At 61.9% G+C, this 26,915-nt stretch carries 30 protein-coding genes; 11 read left to right on the plus strand and 19 right to left on the minus strand.

Annotation, left to right across the window (positions count from 1 at the left end):
* Window positions 1-5: 5 nt before the first annotated feature.
* From J0O65_RS07830 to rpoH, 3 genes are all read left to right on the plus strand, one after another.
* Window positions 6-749 (plus strand): cell division ATP-binding protein FtsE, encoded by a 744-nt coding sequence (locus J0O65_RS07830; RefSeq protein WP_215405662.1) that lies wholly within the window; start codon window positions 6-8, stop codon window positions 747-749.
* Entirely contained in the window at window positions 746-1,666 is a 921-nt protein-coding gene (gene ftsX, locus J0O65_RS07835; protein ID WP_215405664.1) for a permease-like cell division protein FtsX, read from the plus strand. The genes J0O65_RS07830 and ftsX overlap by 4 nt, the downstream gene beginning before the upstream one ends.
* Window positions 1,667-2,079: 413 nt before the next feature.
* Entirely contained in the window at window positions 2,080-2,973 is an 894-nt protein-coding gene (rpoH, locus tag J0O65_RS07840; RefSeq protein WP_502793549.1) for an RNA polymerase sigma factor RpoH, read from the plus strand.
* Between the two features lie 90 nt (window positions 2,974-3,063).
* Here rpoH and J0O65_RS07845 read toward each other — a convergent pair whose 3' ends face one another.
* Entirely contained in the window at window positions 3,064-3,330 is a 267-nt protein-coding gene (locus J0O65_RS07845; RefSeq protein ID WP_215405669.1) for a hypothetical protein, read from the minus strand.
* 177 nt (window positions 3,331-3,507) lie between these two features.
* On the opposite strand from J0O65_RS07845, the gene J0O65_RS07850 reads away from it, so the two are divergent.
* Window positions 3,508-3,960, plus strand: a complete 453-nt coding sequence (locus J0O65_RS07850; protein WP_215405671.1) for a hypothetical protein — start codon at window positions 3,508-3,510, stop codon at window positions 3,958-3,960.
* Window positions 3,961-4,137: 177 nt separating this feature from the next.
* On the opposite strand, the gene J0O65_RS07860 is transcribed toward J0O65_RS07850, so the two are convergent.
* Complete coding sequence (locus tag J0O65_RS07860) at window positions 4,138-5,241, minus strand: cytochrome P450 family protein (protein WP_215405672.1); 1,104 nt, start codon at window positions 5,239-5,241, stop codon at window positions 4,138-4,140.
* Window positions 5,242-5,317: 76 nt separating this feature from the next.
* Here J0O65_RS07860 and J0O65_RS07865 point away from each other — a divergent pair, with 76 nt between their 5' ends.
* The 3 genes from J0O65_RS07865 to J0O65_RS07875 all read left to right on the plus strand — a co-directional run bounded on the left by J0O65_RS07865 (window position 5,318) and on the right by J0O65_RS07875 (window position 8,933).
* A complete protein-coding gene (locus J0O65_RS07865) occupies window positions 5,318-6,010 on the plus strand; it encodes an ArsR/SmtB family transcription factor (protein WP_215405674.1) in 693 nt (230 codons plus the stop codon).
* A 140-nt stretch (window positions 6,011-6,150) separates the two neighbouring features.
* On the plus strand, window positions 6,151-7,005 hold the full coding sequence (locus J0O65_RS07870; RefSeq protein WP_353056169.1) for a DUF3667 domain-containing protein: 855 nt from the start codon (window positions 6,151-6,153) through the stop codon (window positions 7,003-7,005).
* Window positions 7,006-7,280: 275 nt separating this feature from the next.
* Complete coding sequence (locus J0O65_RS07875; protein ID WP_215405676.1) at window positions 7,281-8,933, plus strand: patatin-like phospholipase family protein; 1,653 nt, start codon at window positions 7,281-7,283, stop codon at window positions 8,931-8,933.
* 70 nt (window positions 8,934-9,003) lie between these two features.
* On the opposite strand, the gene J0O65_RS07880 is transcribed toward J0O65_RS07875, so the two are convergent.
* From J0O65_RS07880 to J0O65_RS07900, 5 genes are all read right to left on the minus strand, one after another.
* Window positions 9,004-9,222: a hypothetical protein gene (locus J0O65_RS07880; RefSeq protein ID WP_034784905.1), complete on the minus strand. Its 219-nt coding sequence runs from the start codon at window positions 9,220-9,222 to the stop codon at window positions 9,004-9,006.
* Window positions 9,223-9,302: 80 nt separating this feature from the next.
* Window positions 9,303-9,884 carry a TerD family protein gene (locus J0O65_RS07885; RefSeq protein WP_099665451.1) on the minus strand — a complete coding sequence of 194 codons (582 nt, stop codon included), beginning with the start codon at window positions 9,882-9,884 and terminating at the stop codon, window positions 9,303-9,305.
* A gap of 39 nt (window positions 9,885-9,923) precedes the next feature.
* Window positions 9,924-10,631: a TIGR00266 family protein gene (locus J0O65_RS07890; RefSeq protein ID WP_215405678.1), complete on the minus strand. Its 708-nt coding sequence runs from the start codon at window positions 10,629-10,631 to the stop codon at window positions 9,924-9,926.
* Window positions 10,632-10,710: 79 nt separating this feature from the next.
* On the minus strand, window positions 10,711-11,286 hold the full coding sequence (locus J0O65_RS07895) for a TerD family protein (protein WP_131376285.1): 576 nt from the start codon (window positions 11,284-11,286) through the stop codon (window positions 10,711-10,713).
* A gap of 132 nt (window positions 11,287-11,418) precedes the next feature.
* Window positions 11,419-12,492 carry a DUF475 domain-containing protein gene (locus tag J0O65_RS07900; protein ID WP_215405680.1) on the minus strand — a complete coding sequence of 358 codons (1,074 nt, stop codon included), beginning with the start codon at window positions 12,490-12,492 and terminating at the stop codon, window positions 11,419-11,421.
* 115 nt (window positions 12,493-12,607) lie between these two features.
* Here J0O65_RS07900 and nhaR point away from each other — a divergent pair, with 115 nt between their 5' ends.
* The 3 genes from nhaR to J0O65_RS07915 all read left to right on the plus strand — a co-directional run bounded on the left by nhaR (window position 12,608) and on the right by J0O65_RS07915 (window position 16,407).
* A complete protein-coding gene (gene nhaR, locus J0O65_RS07905; RefSeq protein WP_215405682.1) occupies window positions 12,608-13,522 on the plus strand; it encodes a transcriptional activator NhaR in 915 nt (304 codons plus the stop codon).
* 122 nt (window positions 13,523-13,644) lie between these two features.
* Window positions 13,645-15,003: an MFS transporter gene (locus J0O65_RS07910; RefSeq protein ID WP_215405685.1), complete on the plus strand. Its 1,359-nt coding sequence runs from the start codon at window positions 13,645-13,647 to the stop codon at window positions 15,001-15,003.
* A 63-nt stretch (window positions 15,004-15,066) separates the two neighbouring features.
* Window positions 15,067-16,407 (plus strand): hemolysin family protein, encoded by a 1,341-nt coding sequence (locus J0O65_RS07915; RefSeq protein ID WP_215406006.1) that lies wholly within the window; start codon window positions 15,067-15,069, stop codon window positions 16,405-16,407.
* On the opposite strand, the gene J0O65_RS07920 is transcribed toward J0O65_RS07915, so the two are convergent.
* Genes J0O65_RS07920 through J0O65_RS07945 form a run of 6 tightly spaced genes read right to left on the minus strand, consistent with a single transcriptional unit; the run spans window position 16,404 to window position 21,566 of the window.
* Complete coding sequence (locus J0O65_RS07920; RefSeq protein WP_215405688.1) at window positions 16,404-17,483, minus strand: AI-2E family transporter; 1,080 nt, start codon at window positions 17,481-17,483, stop codon at window positions 16,404-16,406. The two genes, J0O65_RS07915 and J0O65_RS07920, sit on opposite strands and share 4 nt — an antisense overlap.
* A 42-nt stretch (window positions 17,484-17,525) precedes the next feature.
* Window positions 17,526-18,119 carry an SCO family protein gene (locus tag J0O65_RS07925; protein ID WP_215405690.1) on the minus strand — a complete coding sequence of 198 codons (594 nt, stop codon included), beginning with the start codon at window positions 18,117-18,119 and terminating at the stop codon, window positions 17,526-17,528.
* Entirely contained in the window at window positions 18,116-19,015 is a 900-nt protein-coding gene (gene cyoE / locus J0O65_RS07930; RefSeq protein WP_215405692.1) for a heme o synthase, read from the minus strand. Before cyoE ends, J0O65_RS07925 begins: the two co-directional genes overlap by 4 nt.
* On the minus strand, window positions 19,016-20,191 hold the full coding sequence (locus J0O65_RS07935) for a COX15/CtaA family protein (RefSeq protein ID WP_215406008.1): 1,176 nt from the start codon (window positions 20,189-20,191) through the stop codon (window positions 19,016-19,018).
* An 18-nt stretch (window positions 20,192-20,209) separates the two neighbouring features.
* The gene (locus J0O65_RS07940; RefSeq protein ID WP_353056167.1) at window positions 20,210-20,839 is read right to left on the minus strand and encodes an SCO family protein; all 630 of its coding nucleotides are present in this window, start codon (window positions 20,837-20,839) and stop codon (window positions 20,210-20,212) included.
* Window positions 20,820-21,566 carry an SURF1 family protein gene (locus J0O65_RS07945; RefSeq protein WP_215405694.1) on the minus strand — a complete coding sequence of 249 codons (747 nt, stop codon included), beginning with the start codon at window positions 21,564-21,566 and terminating at the stop codon, window positions 20,820-20,822. Before J0O65_RS07945 ends, J0O65_RS07940 begins: the two co-directional genes overlap by 20 nt.
* Window positions 21,567-21,602: 36 nt before the next feature.
* On the opposite strand from J0O65_RS07945, the gene J0O65_RS07950 reads away from it, so the two are divergent.
* Complete coding sequence (locus tag J0O65_RS07950) at window positions 21,603-21,803, plus strand: twin transmembrane helix small protein (RefSeq protein ID WP_034748996.1); 201 nt, start codon at window positions 21,603-21,605, stop codon at window positions 21,801-21,803.
* A gap of 123 nt (window positions 21,804-21,926) precedes the next feature.
* On the opposite strand, the gene J0O65_RS07955 is transcribed toward J0O65_RS07950, so the two are convergent.
* The 6 genes from J0O65_RS07955 to coxB are packed head-to-tail and all read right to left on the minus strand — an operon-like array spanning window position 21,927 to window position 26,593.
* Window positions 21,927-22,787: a cytochrome c oxidase subunit 3 gene (locus J0O65_RS07955; protein WP_215405697.1), complete on the minus strand. Its 861-nt coding sequence runs from the start codon at window positions 22,785-22,787 to the stop codon at window positions 21,927-21,929.
* Window positions 22,788-22,828: 41 nt separating this feature from the next.
* Entirely contained in the window at window positions 22,829-23,035 is a 207-nt protein-coding gene (locus J0O65_RS07960) for a DUF2970 domain-containing protein (RefSeq protein ID WP_077399736.1), read from the minus strand.
* Between the two features lie 9 nt (window positions 23,036-23,044).
* Entirely contained in the window at window positions 23,045-23,617 is a 573-nt protein-coding gene (locus J0O65_RS07965; protein ID WP_215405698.1) for a cytochrome c oxidase assembly protein, read from the minus strand.
* Window positions 23,614-23,721 (minus strand): cytochrome oxidase small assembly protein, encoded by a 108-nt coding sequence (locus J0O65_RS07970; RefSeq protein WP_215405700.1) that lies wholly within the window; start codon window positions 23,719-23,721, stop codon window positions 23,614-23,616. Before J0O65_RS07970 ends, J0O65_RS07965 begins: the two co-directional genes overlap by 4 nt.
* 51 nt (window positions 23,722-23,772) lie before the next feature.
* Entirely contained in the window at window positions 23,773-25,371 is a 1,599-nt protein-coding gene (gene ctaD / locus J0O65_RS07975; RefSeq protein WP_215405702.1) for a cytochrome c oxidase subunit I, read from the minus strand.
* Window positions 25,372-25,384: 13 nt separating this feature from the next.
* Window positions 25,385-26,593: a cytochrome c oxidase subunit II gene (gene coxB, locus J0O65_RS07980; RefSeq protein WP_215405704.1), complete on the minus strand. Its 1,209-nt coding sequence runs from the start codon at window positions 26,591-26,593 to the stop codon at window positions 25,385-25,387.
* Between the last annotated feature and the right edge of the window lie 322 nt (window positions 26,594-26,915).

Genomic DNA, 26,915 nt, shown 5'->3' on the forward strand with positions numbered 1-26,915 from the left:
CCTACATGATTGAATTTCAGCACGTCTCCAAGCAATACTCCGCCGATGCCGTGGCCCTCAGCGACATTTCGCTGAGCATTGCCAAGGGCGAGCTGGTGTTCCTGGCCGGCCCGTCCGGCGCCGGCAAATCCACCCTGCTGAAAATGATCGCCGCCATGGAACGCCCCACGTCGGGCAAGCTGATCGTCAATGGCCAGGACATGGCGAAGATCAAGCCGGCCGGCGTGCCGTTTTTGCGCCGTAACATGGGCCTGATCTTCCAGCAGCAGAAATTATTGAACGACCGCTCCATCCTGGCCAACGTCATGCTGCCGCTGCTCGTCGTCGGCGCCCACAAGGCGGCCGCCGAACAGCGCGCGCGCGCCGCGCTCGACAAGGTGGGCCTGCTGGAGCGCGCCCTGGCGCGTCCGCTGTCGCTGTCGGGCGGCGAACAGCAGCGCGTATCGATCGCGCGCGCCATCGTCAACCGGCCGCAGATCATCCTGGCCGACGAACCGACGGCAAACCTGGACCGCGCCAGCGCCAACAAGGTGCTCGACGCCCTGAAAGCGTTCCATTCCGTGGGCGTGACCTGCCTCATTTCCAGCCATGACGAACAGATGCTCGACGCCGCCGCCCGCGTGATCCACCTGAAGAACGGCCAGCTGGTGGCCATCGACAAGGCCACGCAGGCGCCCGTCTTCGCCCCGCCCGATCCCGATTTCGCGCCCGCCCCCGACCAGGACGACGCGCAGGGAGAACAGGCATGAGAGGCTGGTTCCGTCAACACCGCTTCGCCCTCGGCTCGGCGCTGATTCACTTGCGCAAGTCGCCGGGCGGTTTTCTATTGAACGTGCTCGTCGTCGCCATCGCCCTGTCGCTGCCGTTCGCCGGCTTGACCATGCTCGACAACGTGCGTCCCATGTCGGAACAGATGTCGGTCGACCCGGAAATCAGCGTCTTCCTGAAGATCGACACGCCGCGCGAGCAAGCCGTGGCCCTGGCCAGCGCCATGCGCAAGATCGTGGGCCAGCAAAAGGCGAAGATCGTCTTCATCCCGCGCGAACAGGCGCTCGACTCGCTGAAAAACAAGAACGGCCTGGCCGACGTGCTCAGTACCCTGGGCGACAATCCCTTGCCCGACAGCTATGTGCTGAAACTCGACGCCTTCAGCAGCGCCAGCGAAGCACAGGATGTCGACGCGGTGGCGGAACAGCTGCGCCACTTGCCCGGCGTGGAATCGGCGCAAGTCGATTCGGCCTGGGTCAAGCGCCTGGCGGCCCTGCTGGGCGTGCTGCGCCTGGTGCTGCTGTTGCTGGCGATCACCCTGGGCGTGGCCGTGATCGCCGTCGTCTTCAATACCATCCGCCTGCAAGTGATGCAGCAGCGCGATGAAATCAGCATCTCGAAGCTGATCGGCGCCACCGACACTTTCATCCACCGCCCCTTCTATTACACGGGCGCCCTGCTGGGCCTGTGCGCCGGTGCGCTGGCGCTGGGCGCCGTGGCGCTGGCCTTGCAGCCGCTGAATACGGCGATTGCCGAGTTTGCCCGCCTGTACGCGTCCGAATTCCAGCTGGTGCCGCTGGCGCCGCTGCCGATGGCCGGCTTGCTGGCCGTCAGCGCCGGCCTGGGCCTGATCGGCGCCTTCCTCTGCGTGCAGCGCCACCTGGCGCGCCTGAACTGACCATTCCCTTCCATGGCGGCGCTCCTGGCGCCGCCATGCGCCTCGTCATCCGTCATCTTGATATTAAGCAAGTATTCTTAAGGTTCGCTTCAGCCAGAGGCCGTAGACTGGCTACGTTGTCGTGAAGCGGCCTGCAGAGCCACTCCAATCGCTGTTCATATACATTTATCAAGCATTAAATCGCCATAGCATTTAGGCTATCAGGACGATTAAATGTGCCGATTGGCACTCTCAAGCGGAGAGTGCTAATATAGGGACATACCAAGAGCAGAACCGCCATGGATGCCAGATCAAGATGGTGCCGCGATCTGCAAAGTGCAAGACCGAATACTGAAAACGAATAGACAAGAGGACCACGTCGCGTGACGTGGCCAACTGGAACAAAGCAAGACTACGAGGGAGAAAACATGACTATGATGTCCGCAACGTCCGCATTGGTTCCGACCAAAAGTAATGCGCTGGGCCTCGGGTTCACTGGCAATCTGGGCAATATCGACGCCTATATCTCGGCCGTGAATCGCCTGCCCATGTTGACCCATGACGAAGAAATCTCGCTGGCGAAGCGCCTGCGTGAAAAAAATGACCTGGCCGCCGCGCAAGAGCTGGTGCTGTCGCACCTGCGCCTGGTGGTCTCGATTGCCCGCGGCTACCTGGGCTATGGCCTGCCGCACGCCGACCTGATTCAGGAAGGCAATATCGGCTTGATGAAAGCCGTGAAACGTTTCGATCCGGACCAGGGCGTGCGCCTGGTGTCGTACGCCATGCACTGGGTGAAAGCCGAGATGCACGAGTACATCCTGAAAAACTGGCGCCTGGTCAAGGTCGCGACGACGAAGGCGCAGCGCAAGCTGTTCTTCAACCTGCGCAGCCACAAGACGGGCCTGGACGCGATGACGCCGAAGCAAGTCGATGCGCTGGCCAAGCTGCTCGACGTGAAGCGCGAAGAAGTGATCGAGATGGAAACGCGCTTGAGCGGTCGCGACATCGCGCTGGAATCGCCGACCGACGATGAAGACGACAAGTTTTCGCCGATCGCCTACCTGTCGTCGGAGCAAAGCGAGCCGACCAAGGTGCTGGAAGCGGAGCAAGTGACGCGTCTGCAATCGGAAGGACTGGAAACGGCACTGTCCAAGCTGGACGCCCGTTCGCGCCGCATCATCGAAGCGCGCTGGCTGGCCAACGACGACGGTTCCGGCGCCACCCTGCACGCGCTGGCGGAAGAGTTCGGCGTATCGGCCGAGCGCATCCGCCAGATCGAAGTGGCGGCGCTGAAAAAAATGAAGGGCGCCCTGGCCGCCTACGTGTAAGCGCAAGCCAGAGCCGCAGTAAAAAGGCGCCGCAAGGCGCCTTTTAGTTTTGAACTTTGATGTTTATCAACAGATAAACATGGTCAGCCGTTACGCTGCAGCCAGGCCCTTGACGAGGACTTCGGCGACCAATGCATTCAGATCCGCGCCGCGTTCCTTGGCCAGGGTCTGCAATTGCAACACCAGATCGCTGTTCAGCTTGACAGCGAACGGCACCAGGCCCAGGGCCTGGTCGCGCTTGCGCTGCTCGCGGCGGTCGACGACCGCCGCTTCCTTACCGAATGCACCGGCGCCGGGAACATGCATCTTTCCCATCAGTTTCTTGGCATCGCTTTTGGCCAGGTCGGTTTTTTTCATGGTTGTTTCCTGATTTTCAAAACAGCCATTCTACGCAGTAATCGGCGCGCCGCGTGGCCGGCGCATCAATTCACCCGCAGCGCGCCTATGGTGCGCCCGAAAAATATCATTTTGTTACTATCATTTTATCCCACGCGTGGACGCCACGCCGGGGACGCTCCACCTGAAAGGAAAAACATGCCTTACCTGACCCACTCTTATCGTACCGTGCTGCTTCCCCTGTTCTTCGCCTGCCTGGCCGTGCTGGCGGGCTGCGGCGCGGCCGGCAGCGCCGGCGACGCGGAAAACACGCCGCGCAGCGTCACCCATGTGCTCTCTCCGGGCGAACAGGTCGCCATCACGGCCACCGACACCCTGAAACTCGAACGCATCAACGACAGCCGCTGCCGCAAGGGCGCCGTGTGCGTATGGAAAGGCTATGTCAGCTACAGTTTCAGTCTGCTCAACAGCGCGGGCGCCACCGACATCGTCCTGTCCGAGTCCATGCCCGGCGCCGCCAGTTCCGTCACCGTCAACCACCTGACGTTCACCCTGCTCGACGTCGACCCGGCCACGCCGCCCGCCCTGAACGCGGCCGAGCCCACCTACCGGGTCAAGGTGAAAATCACGCAGGGCGCGCTGCCCCGCTAAACGTCAGGCATCGTGGCACCGGCGGCTGTCGGCGGGCGCCTGTTGCCGCTCCAGCATGCCGTAATCGCGCACGACGGCGGCGATGCGCAGCCGGTAGTCGTCGAACACGCCCTGCCGGCCGGCCGACTGCGCCGCGCGGTGCGCTTCCAGCTGCCGCCACCTCGAAAATCACGGCGATCATGCCATTTCTCCCGTATGAAAAACAGGGATGCGCGCGTTCAGCGACGGCAGATAATTCCACGCCAGCGGCAGCTCTTCCAACGCAGCGGCCCACGCCTGCAAACAGGCCGTGGCGATGGCGTGCGCGATGGCCTGGCCCGGACAAACGTGGCGGCCATGGCCAAAGCCGAACTCCGCATCGCCGGCGCTGGCCAGCACGACGACGATCATCTGTCCGGCCGGCACGCGCACGCCGTCGAAATCCACGGCATCCGCCGTGTAGCGGCGCGTGTTGTGAATGGCGGGATCACGCTCGCCGACCTCGCGCAGCATGGCCGGCCACAGCCCGGGCGCGGCACGCAGTCGCGTGGACAACTGCGGCTGCGCGCGCAAGGCAACGATGGCATTGCCCAGCAAGCCAGCGGTGGCGTCGCAGGTCTGCGACAGCAAACCCACGAGATTGGCCAGCACGCCGTCTCCCATGGCATCGGCCTCTGCCACGATAGTGGCCAGCACGCTGCCGGGCCGCACCTCGCCCTGGCGTAGCAGACGGCTAAAGCTTTGCAGCAGGGCCTCGGCCGCCACCTGTGCGCCGGCCAGTTGGCCAGCATTGCTCAGCGGCGACAGGCAGGCGACAAAGGCGCGCGTCCAGGCCGCCAGCGCCGGCCATTGCGCTGGCGCAAAGCCCAGCACCTCCGCCATGGCGAACAGGGGCAACTCAAAAATCGCCTCGTTCAACTGCGCGGCGCTGCCAGGCACGCGGTCGCTGGCAATCTGCAGCACCCGCTCCTGCAGGCGCGCCAGATCCAGCTGGCCCAGCGCGCGCGCCAGCACCTGTTTCGGCACGGCATGCCGTTCGCCCTCATTCATGCGCACCAGTTCGGCAAAAATCGCGCCGCATGGCGTGCCCGCCAGGTTGTCCGGCACGCCCAATCCCGGTGGTCGCACGCGGCAAGCGGGATGCTCGAGCACGGCCAGCACGCCGGCCGCGCCCGTCGCCAGCCAGCTATCGAGCTGTGCATCGAATCGCAGCGGCGGACCGTCCGCCAGGCGGCGATAGTAATCGTAGGGCGCCGCGTGGGTGACGGCTGAAAAAGGATCGGCGGGATAGTCGAGCGGCATGCGCATTCCATTGCAGTGATGAAGGGAGCCGAGTATGCTGCCCCTTCCACCACAACACTTCGCCCACGGACGAATCATGGATGACAAAGTTCCCTCGGCCGACATGGGCCTGGCGCAACTGGCCGGCGCCATCGCCGAACCGGCCCGCGCGCGCATGCTGTGCAGCCTGCTCGATGGCCATGCGCGCACGGCCACGGAACTGGCGGCGCTGGCCGAGGTAGGCGCCTCGACGGCCAGCGCCCATTTGAGCCGTTTGCGCGAGGATGGCTTGCTGTCGATGCTGGCGCAGGGCAAGCACCGCTATTACCGCCTGGCCAGCGCGGAAGTTGGCCAGGCCCTCGAAGCGCTGCTGGTGGTGGCCGGCGTGGCGGCGACGCCATTTACGCCCACCACGCCGGACCGCCTGCGCCATGCGCGCACCTGCTACGACCACATGGCCGGCAGCGTCGCCGTCACGCTGCACGACCAATTGCGCGCGCAAGGCTGGCTGCTGGACGATGGTGACGATTACCGGCTGTCGGAAGCGGGCGCGGCCGGCATGGCGGCCCTGGGCATCGACGTGCCGCCATTGCGGCGGCAGCGCCGCCGCTTCGCCTGTGCCTGCCTGGACTGGAGCGAACGGCGCGCCCACCTGGGCGGCGCGCTGGAGGCCGCCCTGCTGCAGCTGGCCCTGCGCCAGCGCTGGGCCGAGCGCGAACTCGACAGCCGCGCCCTGCGCCTCACGCCAGCCGGTGAACAACGCCTGCTGGCGGCCTTCCGTGGCGCCTGAACGGCGCAGGATTTTGTATCTCGGAAGCAACTAGAACGCGAAAAAAGTGCGCTTTTATCATTGTTTTCATTCATCATATGCTGCGCCCTTGAGCGATCATCTTTACCTTTCGGCCATGGAAAGAATCCATCTTGAAAACAGTGTCATCCAGCACGCGTCCCGCCAGCACCTGCCATAACTGCCATACCGATGCGCCAGGCAACTTCTGCAGCGCCTGTGGCCAGACAACGGCCCTGCACATGCCCAGCGCGCGCGAATTCCTGCATGAATTTGTCGCCCATTATGTGGCGCTCGAAGGCAAACTCTGGCGTACCTTGGCCCTGCTGCTGTTCCGCCCTGGCGCACTGAGCAATGAATACCTCGCGGGACGCCGCGTGCGCTACGTCGAGCCGCTGCGCGTCTACCTGACTTTCAGCATCCTGTTCTTTGCCATCCTCAAGTTCAGCAGCTCCGACGTGTTCCTCACCGTCCACGACCAGCAAGCCCAGGTGAGCGCCCATGCACCCCGTCCAACTCCTGAAAACCAGACGTCGACCATGCAGGTCAGCATGTTGGGCCAGACGCCCACCCTGCCGCGCCAATGGCAAGACTTTACGCAACTGCCCACGGCCGAGAAACAAAAACTCGTGGTGGACAGCTTTTTCCATTACGCGCCGTACGCCATGTTTTGCCTGATGCCGCTGTTCGCCCTGTTCCTGAAAATCCTCTACCTGGGCAGCGGACGGCGCTATGGCGAGCATTTCCTGTTCGCCCTGCATACGAATGCCTTCGCCTTCATCACGATGGCGCTCATGCTCCTGATCCCCGTCGACCTGGTCCGCCTCGTGCTCGGCGCATGGCTGCTGACCTATCTGCCCTGGGCCATGTGGCGCGTGTATCCGTGCGGCAAACTTGCTACCGTCTGCCGCTGGCTGTTATTGATGACCGCCTACAGCCTCGCCATGAGCCTGGCGATCATGGCCTGCATCGCCATCGGCGTGATGCTGCGGCATTAAGTTACGCCGCCAAGAGGCGCTCTGGCAGCGCCGTTCGGCATCGGCCATGCGGCCCTGTTGCCAGCGGACGCTCCACCATTGATGCAGATCAATGACGATGGCTTGTGGCCGCTGGCACTGGGCGTGCTGGCGCGCGGGCCATGCCTGTGCGCGCGGCGGCGCGCAGCAACGCTGCCCTGCCCGCTTATCAGCTGAATAGGTGATTATTGCCGGGTTTGCTAGAATCGCACACGTTTCCGTCCGTATCCCAACCAATGACTACGCACAGATCACGCATGCATCCACGTTTGTTCGCCCCATTTATCCTCGCAGCGCTGCTGAGCGGCTGCACGGTACTCGCCCTGCGCCCCAACAGCGGCGTTGAAAACCGCACGTTTACCGTGCAGGAAACCCCGCGCCTGCGCATCGACGCGCCCAAGGCGCGCATCCAGAATCCCATGCCCAACGACCATTTCATCGGCATCGCCCTGTCCGGCGGGGGCAGCCGCGCGGCCAATTTCTCGGCCGCCTCGCTGGAGCAGCTGGAGCAGTTCGGCCTCGTCAGCGGCGCCTCGGCCATCTCCGGCGTCTCGGGCGGCGCCATCGCGGGCGGCTACTACGCGCTGCATGGCAGGCAGACGGATTGGCCCTTGCTGCGCAGCAAGCTGAAAACGGATTTCTTTGGCCAGACCATCTTGAAACCGGCCAACCTGACGACGATGTTGTTGACGAACAAGACCCGCACGTCGTTCCTGTCCGACGTCTTCGACGATGTGCTGTACGACAAGAAAACCTACCAGGACTTGCCGCACGACGGCCCCATCTTCCTGGCCAACGCGACGGACGCCACCGATGGCGGCAAGCGCGTAGTGTTTTCTTATGAATATTTTTACGGCACCCTGCATTCGCCGATCCAGGATATCCGCCTGGCCACGGCCGTGGCCACCTCGGCCGCCTTTCCCGGCGTGTTCGATTCCGTCACCTTCGAGCGTTTCCGCCCGAAAAACAGTTTCGTGCCAGAACTGGGTTCCGAGTCGCGCGAATCGCCGTCCTACGTACACCTGTTCGATGGCGGCGCGGCCGACAACCTGGGCGTGGAAACCCTGTGGGACGTGGCCCTGACGCAACTGTATGGCAACGACATGGCCGTCGTGCCGCCGCGCCTGAACAGCAAGCCCTTCATCCTCATTTCCATCGATGCCAACGCGCCCAATTCCAGCGCCGTGTTTGAAAAGATGTCGGATGAGCGCCAGCCGCTGGACCGCATCTTCAACAAGAATATCTACGACGCCGTCGACGCCCTGTTTTCGCGCCAGCGCAAGGAAAACCTCGTCAAGATGGGCTTTGGACAAGCCCGCTTCGATACCATCACGCATGAAAATTTTGGCGACCTGAGCCAGAAATTCGTAAAGGGCAAGCGCACCTCGGCCTTTGCCATCCCCGTGCTGTGCCGCCCCCACCTGGGCCAGTACCGCTGGGAAGTCGATGCGGCCGATCCCTTGCCGGGCCAGATCCGCACGCGGCTCGAAGGCTTTGCCTGGCATATTTCCATCGACCAGATCGCCTCGCTGGCGCTGCGCCTGGCCAGCGGCGATGCGCATGTCGACGGTGCGCGCAAGGAAGAACGCGCCGCCCTCGTCAAGCTGCAGCGCCTGGCCACGCAAACGAAAACCCATCTGAAGCTGACGGGGCCGGAAAACTGCAGCCCGGACGTGCTGCAATCGGCCCTGTACAGCGCGGCGCGCGTGCTGATCCTCGACGACGAGGAATCGCGCTTCGCCCTGTGCGACTACATGCTGGCGGGCAAGCTGATCAATGACGACACCGTCTGCAAGCAGCGCTACGTGCACGCCGTGCCCCGCTTCGCCATCGAAAGTGAAGATTTGCAGTACCGCAACCTGAGTTCGGACGGCAATTCCGTGAACGTGCCGATACGCTGCAAGAAGTGAGCGCGCACAAAAAAGCCCGCACGATCGCTCGTGCGGGCTTTAGCGCAAGGATTCCAAGCGCCCGGCTGATCTAGATCAACCGACTACGCCTGCGCATGTAGCTGCGGCTTAACGCACCTTCCAGTTCCTGCTCCGTCTTATGCTGGTTCACCGTGTACAGGGCCCACAGGGCCGCCGGCGCCCAGCCGATCACAGTGCACTGCAAAATCAAGGCGGCGGCACCGGCCAGCGGGCGCCCCAGCATGAAAAACGTGAGACACGGAAGTAGCAAGGCTATCAGCAATCGCATCACGACATACTCTCCTTCAATATAGAGCAGCGGACAAGGGCCGGTATCCGGTCCGTCCCCCGCCCGCTGCGTACTGCTCCTTATAGATGCACGGAGATCTGGGGCATCAGGTCGTCAAAGGTGCGACCGTTGCCGTTTTCTCCGATGGCGTGCATCTTCCATTCGCCGTTATGGCGGTACAGCTTGGCCATGATCTGTGCCGTGTGGGAACCTTGCACAGACAGGTTGAAACGCGCGACTTCCTGGTTATTGCTGGCATTCAAGATGCGGCAATAGGCGTTTTCCACCTGCGAGAAGTTCTGGCCAGTAAAGCTGTTGACGGTGAAGACCAGGCTTTTCACGTGCGCCGGCACTTTCGACAGATCGACATTGATCTGTTCGTCGTCGCCATCGCCCGCGCCCGTGCGGTTGTCGCCCGTGTGAACGATGCTGCCGTCCTTGCTTTTCAGCTGGCGGAACCAGACGATGTCGGACGTGCTCTTGTTGTCATCGAACATGACGCACGAGGCGTCCAGGTCGACGGCTTCCGTCTTCGAACCGAAACCGAGGAAACCCTTGGTCTTGGCCGCATCCCAGCCCAGGCCCATGGTGATACGGGTCAGGGTGGTACCAGCTTCTTTGTCCAGAGAAATCTTCTGGCCCTTGCTCAAATTGACAGACATACGCATAGCTCCTGTTTGCTTGGTGATATCAAATGTTAATTACGCCGGCTTGCTTTGGGTCCAGGCGAGGAAGGCCGCGCGGTTGCGCGAGCACACGAGGATTTTTCCCGTGCCTGAAAACTTCAGCACCATGCCCTCGCCGCTGGTCTGGCTATTGATCAGGTTCCCCAGAAAGCCGCCGCTGCTGCCGGTCGTCATGGAAATCTCGTATTGCAGGCGGTTGTCCCAGCACACGACGTGCGAGTTATCGATCACCACGTCCTTGCCAGGCGTCACTTCCAGTATCGACATCGCGCCAAAACCGGACACCGCCAACTGGCCGCTGCCTGCCGTCTCGGTGATGAAAAAACCACCGCTCTGGGCAAACAGCGCATTGCCAAGGCTTTGCGTGCGCACCTTCAATTCCACGCCAGCTGTGGCCGCCACGAAGGCGCCGTCGCTGATCATGTATTGCTGGGCACCTACCTCATTGCCCACGTCAAGCACCCGCATCGCGCCCGGCAAGGTGGGCGACAACAGACAATCGCCGTCACCCCGCATGGCCTCGATATGCTGCTGAAAGAACGATTCCCCGTTGGCAAAGGTGCGCATCAGCGCGGCGCCTATGCCGCCAGTCATCTTGCCTTTCAGCTCAAGATTGGTTTCCATCATCACCATCGCGTTGGATTCGCAATAAATCTTCTCGCCCCTGGCAAGCGACACATGCAGGAACGGATCGACATCCCCGGTAATAGTAAACACTGGCATACCTGTTCCTCCACAGAACACCTGACCAAACCTACTGCGCGTCGGTTTTGTCAGGCGTTGCGACTTTTAAATCAAAATCTTATACACCTACACCAAAAGAAGCGGCTAATGGGCCTAAACCGCCCTTGTAACCCTGGCCGATGGCCTTGAATTTCCAATCGCCGCCGTTGCGGTAGATTTCGCCGAAGACCATGGCCGTTTCCGCCGAACCGTCTTCCGACAGGTCGAAACGGGCGATTTCCGTGTTGCCATTGGCATTCACGCAACGCACGTACGCCTTCGACACCATACCAAAGTTTTGCTTGCGCGCTTCGGCATCGTGGATCGTCACGCAGACGGCGATCTTGTCGATGTCGGCCGGCACCGTGGCCAGGTCAACGACGACGGTTTCATCGTCGCCATCGCCGGCGCCGGTGGTGTTGTCGCCCGAGTGGGTGACGGAACCGTCGCTCGACTTCAGGTTGTTGTAGAAGATCATGTCGACGTCGGCGCGTACCTTGCCGTCGGCCTTCAGCAGGAACACGGAACCGTCGATGTCGAACGCGGCGCCATCGGTGGCGCGGGCATCCCAGCCCAGGCCGATGATCATTTTCGAAATGCCGGGGGCTTCCTTGCTCAGGTTGACGTTGCCGCCTTTTTGCAGACTGATTGCCATGATGTATTTCTCCTAATATGGGTTGTGTATGACCAAACACCTGGCGTCCTCCACCGGCCTGACTCCCCAGGCCGGCGGCGACGCTTGCTACAACTTGCCGACAAACGGGTGTAGTCGTTTGCCGCGCATTCTTTACACCGCCTTGACCGCTTCCAGCGCTGCCGTCTTGTCTTCTTCGAGGGCCATCCTGCGCTTGTAGCGGATCGACGACCACAGCGAGGCGAGAATGAAGGCCACGCCGATCAGACCCGTGAAGATCTCGGGAATGTGGAACTTCATGCTGACCAACATGATCACGGCCAGGATACCGATCGCATAGTGCGCGCCATGCTCCAGATAAACGAACTCGTCGAGCGTGCCCTTGCGCACCAGGAACACCGTCATCGAGCGCACGAACATCGCGCCGATAGCCAGGCCCAGCATGATGATCACGACATCCTTGGTGATGGCAAACGCGCCGATCACGCCGTCAAAGCTGAACGAGGCGTCGAGCACTTCCAGGTACAGGAAGCCGCCAATACCGCCGCGCTTGACGATGTCGCCGACGTTGCCGTCGCCGTTATCGCCTTCCAGCAAGCCACTGATCACGTCGACGCCCACGTAGGTCAGGATGCCCCACAGGCCGGCCGTCAAGACCACCAGCTTCTGGCCTTCTTCTATCATCGACAGGCTGGCCATCAAGGTGCCCAGCGCGATCATCACGGAAATCGACGATATCTTGCCCAGCGCGCCCAGTTTTTCTTCAATACGGCCCAGCCAGTGCGTTTCCTTTTCCGCGTCCAGAAGGAAGTTCAGGAAAACCAGCAGCAGGAAGATGCCGCCGAAGGCCGCCACTTCCGCATGGTGATTCGTCAGGTGCATCGAATACTGTTCCGGATTGCTCAGGGCCAGATTCCATACCTCCATCAAGCCCAGGTCCGCCGCTTGCGCCACGATGACCAGCGGGAACAGCAGACGCATGCCGAACACGGCGATGATGATGCCCACGCCCAGGAACAAGCCCTGCCAGAACTTGTCCCAGTTCTTCAGCACCGAGGCGTTGACCACCGCGTTGTCGAACGACAGCGATACTTCCATCACGCCCAGGATCACCGCGATACCGAGCGCCGCCAGCATCGTCTGCACGCCACCGTGCGTGTAACCCCACCAGGCGGAAATGCCCAGGCAGATAAATGTCACTAGAAATGACACTCTGAAATGCTTCATCGATAGTTCCCCGTTATCTAGATTTAATGAAACATAGTATAGGGACATGTCACACATTTAAAAATAGAAGATAATGGAAGCATTACTTCGTAAAAACAGAAGATAGGATGTCGCGATGAAAACCACGGGCTTCAATTACCGCCATTTGTATTTCTTTTGGGTAGTCGCCAAGGAAGGCGGCGTGACGCGCGCGGCCGAACGGCTGGGACTGGCCGTGCAAACCATCAGCACCCAGCTGGCCCTGCTGGAAAAGGAACTGGGCAAGTCATTGCTGCAGCCGCAGGGACGGCGATTGGTGCCGACCGAGGCGGGCCGGCTGGCGCTCGGCTACGCGGACCAGATTTTTTTGCTGGGCGAGCAGATGCAGGATGCGCTGGCCGACACCGACGCGGAAAAGATGCGCCTGACGGTGGGCATTTCCGACTCGCTGCCCAAGCTGATGGCGTACCGCATGCTCGACGCCACGCGCAGCCTGGACCAGCCCGTCAAGCTCGTGTGCCTGGAAGACGAATTCGAATCCTTGCTGGCCGACCTGGCCCTGCACAAGCTGGACCTGGTGTTGACGGACCGCGCCGTGCCGGCCGGCGCCAGCCTGCGCGTCTCCAGCCATTTATGGGGCGAGAGCGCCATGAAGCTGTTCGGCATTCCCGCGCTGGCGGGACAGTACCGCGAGAATTTCCCGCACAGCTTGCACGGCGCGCCATTCCTGCTGCCCGCGCGCAATAACGCCTTGCGCGGGCGCATCGACGAATGGATGGTGCAGCAAGGCGTGCGCCCCGACGTGGTCGGCGAATTCGAAGACAACGCCATGCTCAACGCGTTTGGCCGCAAGGGCCTGGGCCTGTTTTTCGCGTCCGCCAGCCTGGCGGCCGACATCGAGGAGCAATTCGGCGCCGTGCTGGTCGGTGACGCCTCATCCCTGCGCGAACAGTTTTACGTCATTTCCAACGAACGCAAGATCATGCATCCGGCGCTGGACGTGATCCTGGCGGCCATCCAGGACCACCCGAAGATTCAAAAGGAAACCTGATAAATCCATTCGAAAATAACGTTTGAATTATCAATCAAAAGCGATTGTAATGAAGCCTGAGACAAACACGCGCCCCGCCCTCGCCGGCAGGACGCGACCACCATAAAAACAGGAGCGGCAGCATGTCCACGGCAGGCAAGACGATCGATATTCCCGATCTCATCAATAACAACCGGATCGGCTCCTTCCAGATCGGCATGCTGATCCTGTGCGGGCTGTGCGTCATCATGGATGGCTTCGACGTGCAGGCGATGGGCTATGTGGCGCCCGCCATCATCGCCGACTGGCATGTGAGCAAGGCCAACCTGGGTCCCGTCTTCGGCGCGGGCTTGCTGGGCATGCTGGTCGGTTCGCTGGTGTTCAGCATCACGGCCGACAAGTTCGGCCGCCGCCCCGTGCTGATCGGCTCGACCATCTTCTTTGCCCTGTGCATGCTCGTCACGCCGCTGGCGACGACCATAGAACAATTGCAGCTGATCCGTTTTATCACCGGGCTGGGCCTGGGCGCCGTGATGCCGAACGCCATGGCGCTGGCCGGCGAATACAGTCCGCTGCGCAAGAAAGTCACCTTGATGATGCTGGTGTCCTGCGGCTTTACCCTGGGCGCCGTGCTCGGCGGCTTGTTGTCCGCCGCGCTGATTCCCGCGTTCGGCTGGCAATCCGTGTTTTACGTGGGCGGCGTGGTGCCGCTGGTGATCGGCATATTGATGTTCTTCCTGCTGCCGGAATCCATGCAATTCCTGGTGCTGAAAAAACGCCAGCTGGACAAGGTTGCCCAGTGGCTCAAGCGCATCGACCCGACGGTGCACATCACGGCCGACACGCAATACGTCGTGCATGAGAAGGAACACAAGGGCGCGCCCGTGCTGCAATTGTTTACGGGCGGCCGCGCGAAGATGACGATTTTGTTGTGGGTCATCAACTTCATGAACTTGCTGAACTTGTATTTCCTGTCGAACTGGCTGCCCACCATCGCCAAGGAAGCGGGCCTGTCGACGGCCAATGCCGTGCTGGCGGGCACGGCCCTGCAAGTGGGCGGCACCATCGGCACCCTCGTCATGGGCCAGCTGATCGACCGCTCCAGCTTCCGCCGCATCCTGCTGCCCTGCTTCCTGGTCGCCGCCGTGGCCATCGCCCTGATCGGCCGCCCGGACGTGTCGCTGGCCTTCCTGTTCATCACGATCTTCATCGCCGGTTTCTGCGTGGTGGGCGGCCAGCCGGCCGTCAACGCCCTGGCGGCCAGCTACTATCCCACCACCCTGCGCTCGACGGGCATCGGCTGGAGCCTGGGCGTGGGCCGCATCGGCTCCATCATCGGCCCCGTGCTCGGCGGCGAGCTGATCCGCCTGAACTGGCCCAACAGCACCATTTTCCTCGTCGTCGCCATCCCGGCGCTGGTCTCGGCCGTCATGGTGTTTGCCATGCGCGGCGGGCCGCAAACGGCGGCCCGGGCGCCAGCGCAGCGGGGGGCGCGCGGCTAAATTAGGCTATGGCGCCCTTCGTCGTTTAAGATGACGTTTTTACAGCCCATCTTCAGCGCCCCCATGCACAATGTCTTGCTAGTCCTGCTCGCCCTCTTCCTGGTCGCGCTGAACGGTTTTTTTGTTGCCGCCGAATTTGGCATCGTCACCTTGCGGCGCACGCGCATCCGCGCCATCGCCAAGACGCAGGGGGTGCGGGGCCGCATCCTGGCCAAGGTGCACGGCCAGCTGGACGCCTACCTGTCGGCCTGCCAGCTGGGCATCACCCTGGCGTCGCTGGGCCTGGGCTGGGTCGGCGAACCGGCGTTTGCCGGACTGCTGGAGCCGCTGTTCGGCGCCATCGGCGTCACTTCGCAAGAGCTGATCCACGGCGTTTCCTTCGTCGTCGCCTTCAGCGTGATTTCCTTCCTGCACATCGTCGTGGGTGAACTGGCGCCCAAATCGATGGCCATCCGCAACCCGGAAGCCGTCGGCCTGTGGAGCGCGATTCCCCTGTACGGCTTTTACTGGACCATGTATCCGGCCATTTACCTGCTCAACGCCAGCGCCAACTGGGTGCTGCGCCTGGCCGGCCTGTCCGGCAAGGGCGGCCACGATGCCCATTATTCGTCCGAAGAATTGAAATTGATCCTGCGCACCAGCCAGCCGGGCGAGAAATTCACGCGCGACGAACGCAACATCCTGGCGCAGTCGCTCGACTTCGAACAGATGACGGTATCGGACCTGATGCGCCCGATCAATGAAGTGATCGCCCTGCACGCGTCCAACACGCTGGAAGAAAACCTCGACACGGTGCTGCGCAACCGCTTCAGCCGCTACCCGTATTTCGACACGAATGGAGACGACGTGCTGGGCGTGGTGCACCTGAAAGACCTGTTCTTTGCCCAGCAGGCGGGCAAGCCGATCACCTCACTCACGCCCTTCCTGCGTCCGGTGGACATCATTTCCGCTCGCACGCCGGCGCTGGAATTGTTCCGCCGCTTCCGCGACGGCGCGCCCCACTTCGCCCTGATCGGCGAAAAGGGCAAGCGTCCGCTGGGTTTCATCACCCTGGATAACTTGCTCGGCGCCATGGTCGGCGAAATCCGCGATGAATTCCGCCGCAATGAAAACGACTGGCTCAAGCAAAGCGACGGCACCCTGATCGGCAAGGCCAGCCTGCCCATCTTCTCGCTCGAACGCATCCTCGGCATCGATATCGAAAACGAGGAACTGGGACTCGATGACGTGGAATCGGTGGGCGGCTTGATCATGGTCAAGCTGGGGGATATCCCGAAGCAGGGCCAGCGCATCACCTTCGTCGACTTCGACATCGTCGTCAAGAAGATGAACGGGCCCCGCATCGTGCTCATCAAGGTGATTCCGAAACAGGAACGCGACCTCGATGCCGATTTACGCGATTAATCTTTTTTCAAGGTAAGCGTATCTTTTCCCTGCGGCACGGTGGTCTCGCCCACGGTCCACGTCTGTAGCAGGCTGTACAGCACCGCCAGCAGGGTCGGTCCGATGAAGATGCCGACGAAGCCGAAGGCCAGCACGCCGCCCAGCACGCCCAGCAGCACCAGCAGGAACGGCAGGCTGCTGCCGCGGCTGATCAGCATGGGTTTCACCACGTTATCCACGCCGCTGATCAGCAATGCCCCCCACACCAGCATGAAGATGCCCCAGCCCGTCTGGCCGTCATTGAACAGCCAGATGGCGGCGCCGCCCCAGATCAGGGGCGGCCCCACGGGGATCAGCGAAAAGATGAAGGTGGCCACGCCCAGCAGCGCCACGGCCGGCACGCCGGCGATCAGGAAACCCACCACCGCCACCAGGGCCTGCGCCAGCGCCGTGCCCAGCAAGCCGTACATGACGCCGCGCACGGTGCGGCTGATGGTCAGGCCCACGCCTGGCGCGCTGTCGCCGATGATGCGGCCTGCGCCCGTCATCAGGGCGCGGCTCAGTTGCTGGCCGTCGCGGTAGAGGAAGAAGCTGACGAACACGGCCAGGCTGGTCTGCGCCAGGCCCGTGCCCAGCAGGATGCCGCCGGAAGCGAGGAAGTGGCGCGCCGGTTCCAGCATGGTTTTACCCAGATTCAGTAATTCCTCGCGGTCCGCCAGCAGCCGCTGCACGTAGCCGTCGATGGTTTCGCCCACCACGGGAATGCTGGCCAGCCAGGCCGGCGGATGCAGGCCGCCCGTTTCCAGCGCCGCGCGCAATTGTTCGTAGATGCGCGACACATTATCGGCCAGGTTGTAGGTAACGAGGGCCAGCGGCAGCACGATGACGAGCAGCAGCGAGACGGTCATGATGGCGGCCGCCCAGTTGCGCCGGCCTTTCAGGCGCTCGAGCAGGAGCAGATACAGGGGCCAGCTGGAGATGCCCACGCAAGCGGCAAACAGCATGGCGGCGAGGAAGGGCCGCAGGACGAAAAAGCAGCCGATCAGCAAGAAGATGATGGCTGCCAGGCGGGCGTGGGGCTCGAAACGTTTATCCATGTACTGCGCATCCTGAAGATGGCGCCCGGGGGCGCGACCGGATCAGGATAGCAGAAGTTTAAGATCGTGCGCGATGGCGGCGGGCTTTTCGCCATGCCGCACGAACAAACGGATCTTGCCTTCGCGGTCGAAGACATAGGTGCCGGCCGTGTGGTCGACCGTGTAGCTCTCGTCCGTCTCGCCCTCGACCTTGGCGTAATACACCTTGAATTCCTTGGCCACCTTGGCCGTCTGTTCCAGGCTGCCGTACAGGCCCACGAAACGCTGGTCGAAGGCGGGCACGTATTGCGCCAGCAAGGCTTGCGTGTCGCGCTCGGGGTCGACGGTGACGAACAGCACTTGCACCTGGTCCGCCTGCGGCCCCATTTCCTGCATCACCTGCGCCATGTCGGCCATGGTGGTGGGACAGACGTCCGGGCATTGCGTGTAGCCGAAGAACATCAGCACCAGCTTGCCCTTGTAGTCGGCCAGGGTGCGCGGATGGCCCGTGTGGTCCGTCAGCGCGAACTCGCGCGCATAACCGAGGCCCGTCACGTCCGTGTTCTTGAAGGCCAGCTTGGGTGCGGCCGGCTTGCCGCAGCCGGCGAGGACGGCGACCAGGGCGGCCGCCAGCAACAGGGTCAGGGTTTTTTTCATGTTCCGAGGGGAATGTAGTGGTCGACCAGCAAAGCCGCGAACAGCAAGGCCAGGTAGATGATGGAAAACGTAAAGGCCTTGCGCGCGATCAAGTCCGTATAGTGGCGGTACATCTTCCACGCGTAATACAGGAAGCCGGCGTTGAGCACCACGGCCGAGGCCAGGTAGATCAGGCCGCTCATCCGCACGGCGTACGGCAGCAAGGTGGTGGCGGCCAGCGCGATCGAGTACAGCCAGACGTGAAATTGCGTGAATTTCAAGCCGTGCGTGACGGGCAGCATGGGCAAGCCCGAACGCGCGTAATCGTCGCGGCGGTACATGGCCAGCGCCCAGAAATGCGGCGGCGTCCAGACAAAAATGATCAGGACCAGCAGCCAGGCCTGCATCGGCACGTCGTTGGCGACGGCGGCCCAGCCCAGCGCGGGCGGCATGGCGCCGGACAGGCCGCCGATGACGATGTTTTGCGGCGTGGCCGGTTTCAGCACCATGGTGTAGATCAGGGCGTAGCCGACGAAGGTGACAAAGGTCAGCCACATGGTCAGCGGATTGACGAGGTGGTACAGAATCGCCATGCCCAGGCCGCCGATCACCAGCGCGAACACCACCGTCTGCTTCACCGTGATGTCGCCCATGGCCATCGGGCGGCGCGCCGTGCGGGCCATGCGCGCGTCGATTTCGCGCTCGGCCAGGCAATTGACGGCAAACGCTGCGCCGGCCAGCAGCCAGATGCCGACGGTGCCGAACACCACCGCGTGCCAGTCGGGCAACTCCTCGCTGGCCAGGAACATGCCGATGACGGCGCAAAACACGGCCAGCTGCGTCACGCGGGGCTTGGTCAGCGCCCAGTACTGGGCAATGCGGGGGGATGGTTTACGGCTGATGGTCTGAGTAGTCATTTATGCGGTACGGGAAGGACTGGCTGGTGCCGAGGACACTGGCGCGGCGGCGCAAGCGCGCTGAACATTGCGCGCTACATCGAGTTGAAATTTAGCCTTGTAGTTTAACATGGTCAGCAATAACACGAGCAGCGCCGCCCCGCCGTTATGCAGGACGGCAATCGACAATGGCCAGCTCAGGTAAATCGTCGCCAGGCCCGTGGCCGCCTGCAGGGCCAGCACCAGCGCCACCCAGCGCGCCGTACCGCGCAAGGATGGCAGCGTCCACGCGCGCCACACCGTATACCCGACACCGGCCAGCACGATGAAGGCAAAATTGCGGTGCACCCAGTGAATGGCCGTCAGCGCGGAAAACGGCAGGTAGTGGCCGGCGGCCGTCTTGCCCAGTTCGCGCCACAGATGGAAACCATGCTCGAAATCCATCTCCGGAATGACTTTCCCGCCGCACAGGGGGAAATCCGTGCAAGCCAGGGTCGCGTAGTTGGTGCTCACCCAGCCGCCCAGCGCGATCTGCACGGTGAGCAGCACGAGCGACATGACGGCCAGCGCGCGCACGGGGCGCAGCACGGCAGCGTCCGCGTCGGCGCGCTTGATTGGCGCCACGGCATGGTCCTGGCGCCCGCCCAGCCACGTCAGCATGGCCAGCAAGCCCATGCCCAACAGCAAGTGGATAGTGACGATCACCGGCTGCAGCTTCAGGGTGACGGTCCACGCGCCGAAGGCGCCTTGCAGACAGACGAACAGAAACAGCGCCGTCGGCAGCGCGGGGGCGAATTCGGCGCGGCGGCTCTTGCGCCACTGGCGCCACGCCTGCACCATCATCGCCACGATCAGCACGCCGATGGCCATGGCCAGGTAGCGGTGCGTCATTTCGATCCACGCCTTGACCACCGTCACGGGGCCCGTCGGCATCAGGGTTTCCGCCGCCACGATGTGCTCGTGTGCGAGGAAGGGATTGGCCGAGCCATAGCAGCCGGGCCAGTCCGGACAGCCGAGGCCGGAATCGGACAGGCGGGTGAAGCCGCCAAACATGATCAGGTCGACCGTCAGGAAGACGGCGATCCACACGAGCTTGCGGTATTTATTGGCGTCCGCGGACACCCAAACCATGCTCAAAGGCAGCAGCGCCACCAGCAGGCCAGTCAAGCCCAGCTGGGCCAGCGCGGAGAGATGCATCGTCGGCATGCGGACTCCTCAACCGATCGCCGAAGCTTTGAGCAGCTTGGCGATATCTTTCTTGATCTTGTTCGGGTCCGCGTCTTTCGGGAAGCGCATCATCAGATTGCCCAGCGGATCGATCAGGTACAAATGGTCGCTGGACTTGCCGCCCGGCTCCACGGGCAGCCACGCTTTCAGGGCGTCGCCATTCACGCGCAACATGCTGGTACCGTCGAATTCGCGCATCACGAGGGTGTCGAGCGGCTGCGCATCCGTCACCAGCCAGACCCGTTCCAGGCGTTCGCGTTCCTTGCCCTGCATGAGGCGCAGTTGTTGCATGTCAAACAATTGCTTCTTGCACGCTTCCTGGCAATCGGACGGCCCCGTCTGCAGCAGCACCCACTTGCCCTTGAATTGCGCCAGCGGCGCCGCCTTGCCATCGAGTTCCGTCACCTGCAATTGCGCTTCCGGTATCGGGTGCAAACGCGGGTCGATCAGGGCGCCGTAATTGTTGCGGCCCGTGGGCTTGATGATGTAATACGTGAAATACGAGGCGATGATGGGAAACGCGCACACGGCCACCACGGCCAGCAGTTTCCAGCGACCGCTGTTCTGTGCCTGTTTATCGTTGCCGTCTTGCGTTGCTTCAGGGATGTTTGTTTGCACGTCGAAATCCTGTAAAGACAAAAAATAAAAAAGCCATCAGTGCCAGTGCGTACCACTGGAAGGCATAGCCGCGGTGCTTGTCGGCGCCCAGGTCCGGCGCCGGCCAGTCGCGCACGGGAAGCTGGCTGGACGCTGGCGCCGTCACTCCGTCGACTGTTTGTTCAAGGATAAAAGGCTGCAAGGCCAGGCCGCTGGCCTGGGCCAGCTGGGCGATATCGGCATTTTGCACGATGGCGTGCGGCGCCAGCGGCGGCGCCGTGCCCAGTTCCATCACGTGGCCGGCGTTCAGGCGCGCGATGCCGGAAATCGTCACCGTGCCGGCCGGCGTGGCGTAATCGGGAATGCGCGTGCGCTCGGCATTGTTGCGCGGCAGCCAGCCCTGCGCCACCAGCACGTGCATGGCGGAACCGTCGATCTGGAATGGCGTGAGCACGTGAAAGCCGGCCTGGCCCTGGTAGGGGCGGTTGTCCAGGTACACCGTCCAGGCGGGCACGAAACGGCCCGTGACGGTGACGCGGCGGTATTCGATCGCCTGCGCGTCGGCCGGCGACAGGGGCGCGGCCGTCAAGGCCAGGGGCGCGGCCCGGTTGCCCGCTTCCAGGCGGGCGGCGCGGGCGACCTTCTCGTCGCCACGGCGCTGCTGCCATTGCGCCAAAGAAATCCCCAGGGCCACCAGTAGCAGCATTACAACAAACGGAATCCATCTAAAATGGAAGCGGATACGCATTACAATGAAACCTCCTCAAGCCCGGCGCTACCATCCATGAAAATCCTCGTTGCCATCGCCTTCATCCTGATCCTGGGCAGCCTGGGCTCGGCCCTGTTCTTCCTCATGCGCGACAAGGGCAAGAGCAACCGCACCGTGCAGGCGCTGGCCCTGCGCGTGGGTTTGTCCATCACCCTGTTTTTGCTGATCCTGCTGGCGCACAAGCTTGGCTATATTCAGCCCACTGGAATTCATTAACACCTGACATTGCCTGATTGGCAAATTCTTCACACTAAGAAAAAAGCCGTACCCAGGATGTCCCGGTACGGCTTTTTTTTATGGCGCCGGCGCGCCTTCAACCACGCGCGCCCTGCCCCGCCATTATAACCAATACACGACCACGTACAGGCCCAGCCAGACGACGTCGACAAAGTGCCAGTACCAGGCCGCGCCTTCGAAGCCGAAGTGGTGCTCGGGCGTGAAGTGGCCTTTCAGGACGCGGTACAGGATGACGGACAGCATGATGGCGCCCAGGGTCACGTGGAAGCCGTGGAAACCCGTCAGCATGAAGAAGGTGGCGCCATAGATGCCGGACGTCAATTTCAAGTTCAGTTCGCTGTAGGCGTGGATGTATTCGTAGACCTGGAAGCCCATGAAGATGGCGCCCAGCACGATGGTGGCGAACAGGAACAGGGCCGTCATGGCGCGGTGGCCGGCGCGCAGCGCGTGGTGCGAGATGGTCAGGGTCACGCCCGACAGCAGCAGCAAGGCCGTATTGATGGTCGGAATCCAGAACGGCGTCATGGTGGTAAATTCCTGCACCGTGCCGGCCGGTCCCGTATTGCCCCAGTGGGCGGCGAAATCGGGCCAGATCACCTTGTGGTCGAGGTCGGCCAACCACGGCATGGAAATGCTGCGCGCATAGAACAGGGCGCCGAAGAAGGCGGCGAAGAACATGACTTCCGAAAAGATGAACCAGCTCATGCTCCAGCGGAAGGAGTGGTCGATGCGCTCGCTGTACAGGCCCTGTTCCGATTCGCTGATGGCGTCGCCGAACCAGAAATACAGCACCAGCAGGATGCCGGCGATGCCCAGGTAGTTCACGTACGGGCCCCAGGCGACGTCGTTGACCCAGGCCGAGGCGCCGATCATGGTCAGCAGCAGGCTGGCGCCGCCCAGCATGGGCCAGCGCGACGGGCCGGGCACGAAATAATACGGTACGGCGGCGTGGTTGGAACTCATCATCATCTCCTCAAAAACTTGTAGGGTGGTTTTTTTATAATTTATAAAACGACGAATTTAACTATCGAAATCAAGATGCCGATCAGGCAAGCCACCACCAGGAAGCCGGCGATGACGATGTGCACGGGATTGAGCTTGGCCGAATCCGTGTCGAAATCGCTCTTGCGGCGCAGTCCCGTGAACGACCACACGACGGCCCGCAGCGAATACAGGAACGACGCTTTTTCCGGCTTGGCGGATTCACCCATGGCACTCTCCTATTGGACGGCTGGCGTCTGAGCCTGGCTCAGACCGGCAATCTCGAAAAACGTGTACGACAGGGTGATGGTCTTCACCTCTTTCGGCAGGGCCGGATCGAGGAAGAACACCACCGGCATCTGCCGCGCTTCGTTGGGCTTCAAGGTCTGCTGCTTGAAGCAGAAGCACTCGACCTTCTTGAAATGCGGCGTGGCACTCTGCGGCGCGTAGCTGGGAATGGCTTGCGCGTTGACGACGCGGTTTTGCGTGTTGACCACTTCATACATGACGGTCACCAATTCGCCCGGATGCACCTGCATGCTCGACACGGTCGGGCGGAAGCGCCATGGTCCCTGCGCATTGCCGTCGAACTCGACGGTGATGCTGCGCGTCGTGTCGACTTGCGTGTTGTTGTCGTAGGCCACCGTGCCATCTTTTTGCGTCAGCACGTTGATGCCCATCACTTCGCAAATCTGCTTGTAGACGGGAATCAGGGCATAGCCAAAGCCAAACATCAGCACGGCAATGACGAGCAGCTTGCCCAGCATCTTGCGGTTCAGGCCGCGTGTTTCCTGTTGGTGGGGCGTCGTCACGACAGCCACAGCCGCTTGGCGAACACGGACAGGAAGAAGAAGGCCGCCAGGGCGGCCAGTATCAGCCCGGTACGCAGGTTGTTCGGATTTTTACGTTCGGTCATGACAGGCACTCTATTCAAGACGGGCCGCGCAACACGCCGGCCCGGGATACCTTATTTCACTGTCGGCGGCGTTTCAAACGTGTGGAAAGGCGCCGGGCTCGGCACGGTCCATTCCAGGCCTTCCGCGCCTTCCCATGGTTTCGCCGGCGCAGCCTTGCCGCCGCGGATGGTCGGCAAGACCACGAAGAACAGGAAGTACACCTGCATCAGGCCGAAGCCGAAGCCGCCGATCGAGGCGATCATGTTGAAGTCGGTGAACTGCGCCGGATAGTCGGCGTAGCGGCGCGGCATGCCGGCCAGGCCCAGGAAGTGCATCGGGAAGAAGGTCACGTTGAACGTGATCAGCGACAGCCAGAAATGGATCTTGCCGCGCGTCTCGTTGTACATGTGGCCCGTCCATTTCGGCGACCAGTAGTAGAAACCAGCGAACAGGGCGAACAGCGAACCGGCCACCAGCACGTAGTGGAAGTGCGCCACCACATAATAGGTATCCTGCAGCTGGATGTCGATCGGCGTCACGGCCAGAATCAGGCCGGTGAAACCGCCCATGGTGAAGACGAAGATGAAGCCCACCGAGAACAGCATCGGCGTCTCGAAGGTCATGGAACCCTTCCACATCGTGGCGATCCAGTTGAACACTTTCACGCCCGTCGGCACGGCGATCAGCATGGTCGCGTACATGAAGAAGAGCTGGCTGGTCACCGGCATGCCGGTGGTAAACATGTGGTGCGCCCAGACGATGAAGGACAGGATGGCGATCGAGGCGGTGGCGTAGACCATCGAGGCATAGCCGAACAAAGGCTTGCGGGCGAACGCGGGCAGGATCTGCGAGACGATGCCGAAGGCCGGCAGAATCATGATGTAGACCTCGGGATGGCCGAAGAACCAGAAGATGTGCTGGTACATGACGGGGTCGCCGCCGCCTGCCGCGTTAAAGAAGGAGGTGCCGAAATGGCGGTCCGTCAGGGTCATGGTGATGGCGCCGGCCAGCACGGGCATGACGGCGATCAACAGATACGCGGTGATCAGCCAGGTCCAGCAAAACATCGGCATTTTCATCAGGGTCATGCCGGGGGCGCGCATGTTGAGGATGGTGACGATGATGTTGATCGAGCCCATGATGGACGAGGCGCCCATCAGGTGCATGGCGAAAATGGCCATGTCCATGCCAGGCCCCATCTGCGTCGACAGCGGCGCATACAGGGTCCAGCCGGCGGCCGTGGCGCCGCCAGGCACGAGGAAGGAGGTGGCCAGCAGCAGCGCGGCCGGCGGCAGCAGCCAGAACGAGAAGTTGTTCATGCGGGCAAACGCCATGTCGGACGCGCCCACTTGCAGCGGGATCATCCAGTTGGCGTAGCCGACGAAGGCCGGCATGATGGCGCCGAACACCATCACCAGGCCGTGCATGGTGGTCAGCTGGTTGAAGAATTCTGGGTGAAAGAATTGCAAGCCTGGCTGAAACAGTTCCGTACGGATCATCAGGGCCAGCACGCCGCCCGACAGCAGCATGATGAACGAGAACCACAGGTACAGGGTGCCGATATCCTTGTGGTTGGTGGCAAACAGCCAGCGGCGCAGGCCTGTCGGGTGGTCGTGGGCGTGGTCGTGATCGTGACCGGCGTGGTCCAAGGTGCTCGTGCTAGTACTCATGTGCGGCTCCTAATTACTTACGTGCAGCCACGACTTCGGCTGGTTGAACGATGTTCTCTGCGGCCTTGTTCGCCCAGGAATTGCGCGTGTAAGTGATCACTGCGGCAATTTCCGTGTCGGACAGCTGTTTCCAGGCAGGCATCTCGGCGGGATACTTGCCGCTCTTTTGCCCGTTCAGCAAGACGTGGATCTGATCCGCTTTCGGACCGTTCACCACGGCCGAGCCGTCCAGCGGCGCAAACGCACCGGGCACGCCCTTGCCTGTCGCCTGGTGGCAGACCACGCAGTTGGCCGCATACACTTTCTCGCCCTTGACCTTCAATTCGTCGATGGTCCACACCTTGCTTGGATCATCAGCCAATGCCGCCATTTCCTTTTGTTTTACATCAACCCAGGCCTTGTAGTCTTCGTTTGATACGACCTTGACGACGATGGGCATGAAGGCGTGTTCCTTGCCGCACAGCTCGGCGCAATTGCCGCGGAAGGTGCCGATGTGGTCGGCCTTGAACCAGGTGTCGCGCACGAAACCGGGAATCGCATCCTGCTTCACGCCAAAGGCGGGCACGGACCAGGCGTGGATGACGTCGTTGGCCGTCAGCACCATGCGGATCTTCTTGTGGACCGGCACGACGACTTCATTGTCGACTTCGATCAGGTAGTTTTCGCCCCGCTTTTCCGTCGGCGGCGCGCCTGGCGCACCCACTTGCGAACGGGGCGTGGCCAGATTGGAGAGGAAGGAAATGCCTTCGCCCTCGCCTTTCAGGTAGTCATAGCCCCATTTCCACTGCATGCCGGTGGCCTTGATGGTGATGTCGGCGTTCGACGTGTCCTTCATGCCGACGACGGTGCGCGTGGCAGGCAGGGCCATGCCGATGACGATCAGGAAAGGCACGACGGTCCAGGCGATCTCGACGGTGGTGCTTTCGTGGAAAGTGGCCGGTTTGTGGCCCAGGGACTTGCGGTGCTTGAAGATGGAATAGAACATGACGCCGAACACGGCCACGAAGATCACCAGGCAGATGATCATCATCAGGGTGTGCAAATCGTAGATTTCATGGGCGATCTGTGTCGCCGGCGGTTGCAGATTCATTTCGAACGGCACGGGACCGCCGGTGCCGGGATAGGTGCCGGCAGCCGGTGCCGCCGTGGCCCATCGCCCGATGCCAAACGCTGTCAAAGACAGCCCGAGCAGCAACGATTGAAGTCGCTTTGCATGTGTCATGTTTTCCCCAACCACCCAAAAATAATGATATTTTAAACGGCTGCGGATTTCTCCGTACTGGACCGCTGCCGCTCCTCCATGAAAGCAACACGACCAAATCCCGGCCATGCGCGTCAAGCACCAGCGAATTCCATGCTGGCCGCCAACGTCAGAACGCAGACGGACAGCCATGCTGGAATCCTGTTTTTTCTTCCACGCCGTGATATGGCCATGCATGGAAGATGGTTACTATACTAATGCAGTAACTTCAAATAAGTCTCGCTTTGTTTTATTTATTTTGTATGCAGCCCTTGTTTTTTAAGCTTGGCAAGCTGACAAACAA

Origin of the sequence: Janthinobacterium sp. JC611, from assembly GCF_018682595.1 — a bacterium.
Classification (GTDB): Bacteria; Pseudomonadota; Gammaproteobacteria; order Burkholderiales; family Burkholderiaceae_D; genus Janthinobacterium.